The 3,121-nt window shown below is 70.0% G+C and carries 3 protein-coding genes and 1 pseudogene; all 4 read left to right on the top strand.

What is annotated here, in order from left to right:
- Positions 1–307, top strand: a pseudogene (locus G5C60_RS50180) (hypothetical protein); the annotation flags it as partial.
- Positions 308–538: 231 nt separating this feature from the next.
- A complete protein-coding gene (locus G5C60_RS50175; RefSeq protein ID WP_165270923.1) occupies positions 539–1,054 on the top strand; it encodes a toxin-antitoxin system HicB family antitoxin in 516 nt (171 codons plus the stop codon).
- 113 nt (positions 1,055–1,167) lie between these two features.
- Positions 1,168–2,013 carry a DUF4097 family beta strand repeat-containing protein gene (locus G5C60_RS50170; protein WP_165270921.1) on the top strand — a complete coding sequence of 282 codons (846 nt, stop codon included), beginning with the start codon at positions 1,168–1,170 and terminating at the stop codon, positions 2,011–2,013.
- Positions 2,014–2,093: 80 nt separating this feature from the next.
- Positions 2,094–3,101 carry an ATP-binding cassette domain-containing protein gene (locus G5C60_RS50165; RefSeq protein ID WP_420907491.1) on the top strand — a complete coding sequence of 336 codons (1,008 nt, stop codon included), beginning with the start codon at positions 2,094–2,096 and terminating at the stop codon, positions 3,099–3,101.
- Positions 3,102–3,121 lie beyond the last annotated feature (20 nt).

Here is a 3,121-nt window from a genome sequence, read left to right as displayed (position 1 = left end):
CCCCATGGCCGTCTGCGCCACCGCCCCACCCCTCCCGATCCACCTGGTCCACGGCACGGCCGACACGGTCTGCGACTTCAAGAACGCCCTCGAGTTCCGGTCGGTCCTGGCCGATTGCGGCCGCCCCGCCCCTCTCACGGAACTCAGCACCGACCACGCGGGCGCGGTGATGGCCGAGTACGCCCCGGAACTGGGCCGCTGTCGCCCGGCCCGGACCGGAACGCCGTACGAGGAGGGCCTGCGCACCGCCCACGTCATCGCGGAAGCGGCGGGGCTGCGCGCGAAGAAGGCTCAGGTCAACGGGTGACTTGTGATTGCCGGGTGGCACCGGGCGGTGCCACTTGACGCCATTTGGCGCCACCCGGCGCCGTTAGGCGTCATTCCATGACCCCTAAGAGCACGTGAGCGCGCATGGCGCCAGAATGGCTCAGGTCACCCCTTCACGTTTCCGCAGCTCAGAACACCTTTCTCGGACTCGCCCCGCATAAGGTGCCGTTCGGGCTTGCATGTGGCGCCATGATGGTGCCATGATGACGTCATGGATCTCACGCCTTATGTCGACACCCTCCGCCGCGAACTCGCGGTGGCCGCCGAAGCCGGCGGGGACGATGCCCGCGAGCTGGCCGACCGGCTCACCGCTCCCCTGGAGTCCGCGACTCGTCTGACCATGCTCAACGTGCTCTCCGCCGCGATGGACGAGATCACCCGCGAACTCGCCCCCGGCTCGGTCGACGTACGGCTGCGCGGGCTCGACCCCGACTTCGTGGTGACACTGCCGCCCACCGACGCCGGCCCCATGGAAGCGACCGCGCCCGCCGAACCGCTCACGACGCCGGCCCCTGCCGACGGCGACGAGGGCGGCACCGCCCGGGTCAATCTGCGTCTGCCGGCCCACCTCAAGGCGCGCGCCGAGGAGGCCGCGACACGTGAGGGTCTGTCGGTCAACGCGTGGCTGGTGCGGGCCGTGTCGGCCGCGGTGGAAGGCGGCGCCCGGCCGCGTACGACGGAGAGGACCCAGACCGTCGGACAGAACTTCACGGGCTGGGTGCGCTAGCCGCGCCCCCGCCCGCACCCCCAGAAAAAAAGCACAGACCCACAGCACTCACACCACTCACACCACGTCCCACCAGCGGGGACGCCCCACAGACTCAACAGGACGGGACAGCCATGCCTTCTTTCGACACTCCCCAAGCCATTTCGGTCACCGCGCGCGTGGAGGCCGGCTCCATCCACTTCATCGCGGGCGACCGCCTCGACACCGTCGTCGAAGTGCGGCCCCGCGACCCGAAGAAGGACCAGGACGTACGGGCGGCCGACCAGACCGAGGTCACGTACGCAAGCGGCACCCTGACCGTCCGCACGCCCAAGCAGCGCTATCTCGTCGGCCGCACCGGCACCGTCGATGTGACGGTCGACCTGCCCACCGGCTCGCGCATCGACCTGACCGGCGCCTGGGCCCAGGTGCTCGGCGAGGGCCGGCTCGGCGAGGTCCGCGTCAAGACCTCCTCCGGCGACACCCGATTCGACACCACCGGCCCGCTGCAGCTGACCGCGTCGCACGGCTCGATCACCGTGGACCGCGTCGAGGGCACGGCCGAGATCACCACCAGTACCGGGAGCTTGCGCGTCGGCCTCGTCGACGGTGCCGCCGTCCTGAAGAACTCGCACGGCACCACGACCATCGGCGCCGCGACCGGCGAACTGCGGGTGAGCGGCGCCAACGGCGACATCAGCATCGAGCGCGCCGAGGACTCGGTCACCGCCACCACCGCCCACGGCACCCTGCGCGTGGACGAAGTGGCCCGCGGCACCGTCCAGTTGGAGACCAGCTACGGCGCCATCGACGTCGGCGTCCGCAAGGGCACCGCCGCCTGGCTCGACGCCAGTTCGAACCACGGACAGGTACGCAACACCCTCACCGCGTCCGAGGCCCCGGAGCAGACCGAGGACACCGTCCAGATCCGCGCCCGCACCCGGCACGGCAACATCGACATCCGCCGCGCCAAGGCCTGAGCACCCCACCCTCTCCTCATCCTCAAGCCGGCCCCATCCCTCACCCACTTCCCCACTTCAGCCTTCAAACGGAGGGCCCCATGCCTTCTTCTGTCATGCCCACGTCCAGGCAGGTCGACGGTCAACCGTCGCCGGCCGCCGTCTCCACCGTCGGTCTGCGCAAGTCGTACGGCGACAAGACCGTCCTCGACGGCATCGACCTGCACATCCCGGCCGGGTCCGTGTTCGCACTTCTCGGCCCGAACGGCGCCGGCAAGACCACCGCCGTGAAGATCCTCTCCACGCTCATCACCGCCGACGACGGGCAGGCCCAGGTCGCCGGCCACGACATCGCCACCTCCCCCGACGGGGTGCGTGCCGCGATCGGTGTCACCGGGCAGTTCTCCGCCGTCGACGGCCTGATCACCGGAGAGGAGAACATGCTCCTCATGGCCGACCTGCACCATCTGTCCAAGCGGGAAGGGCGGCGGGCCGCCGCCGAACTGCTGGAACGGTTCGACCTGGTGGAGGCCGCGAAGAAACCCGCCTCCACTTACTCCGGAGGCATGAAACGCCGCCTGGACATCGCCATGACCCTGGTCGGCGACCCACGGATCATCTTCCTCGACGAGCCGACCACCGGCCTGGACCCGCGCTCGCGCCACAACATGTGGCAGATCATCCGCGAGCTGGTCACGGGCGGGGTCACCGTCTTCCTCACCACCCAGTACCTGGGGGAAGCCGACGAACTCGCCGACCGTATCGCGGTGCTCAACGACGGCAAGATCGCCGCCGAGGGGAGCGCCGACGAACTCAAGCAACTCATCCCCGGCGGTCACATCCGGCTCCGCTTCACCGACCCGGCCGCGTACCGGAGCGCAGCCTCCGCCCTGCGCGAGGCCTCCCGGGACGACGAGGCGCTGGCACTTCAGCTCCCCAGCGACGGCAGCCAGCGCGAACTGCGCTCCATCCTCGACTGGCTGGACTCGGCCGACATCGAGGCGGACGAGCTGACCGTGCACACACCCGACCTCGACGACGTGTTCTTCGCCCTCACCAGCGGTACCGACCGGCCCAAGGCCAACCAGCCCAAGGAGGCTGTCCGATGAGCACTCCCCTGGCTCCCGCC

The organism is Streptomyces scabichelini (genome assembly GCF_011045015.1).
Classification (GTDB): Bacteria; Actinomycetota; Actinomycetes; order Streptomycetales; family Streptomycetaceae; genus Streptomyces; species Streptomyces scabichelini.
Note: the sequence above shows the minus strand (reverse complement) of the source record. Positions and strands in the feature narration are given on the sequence as shown.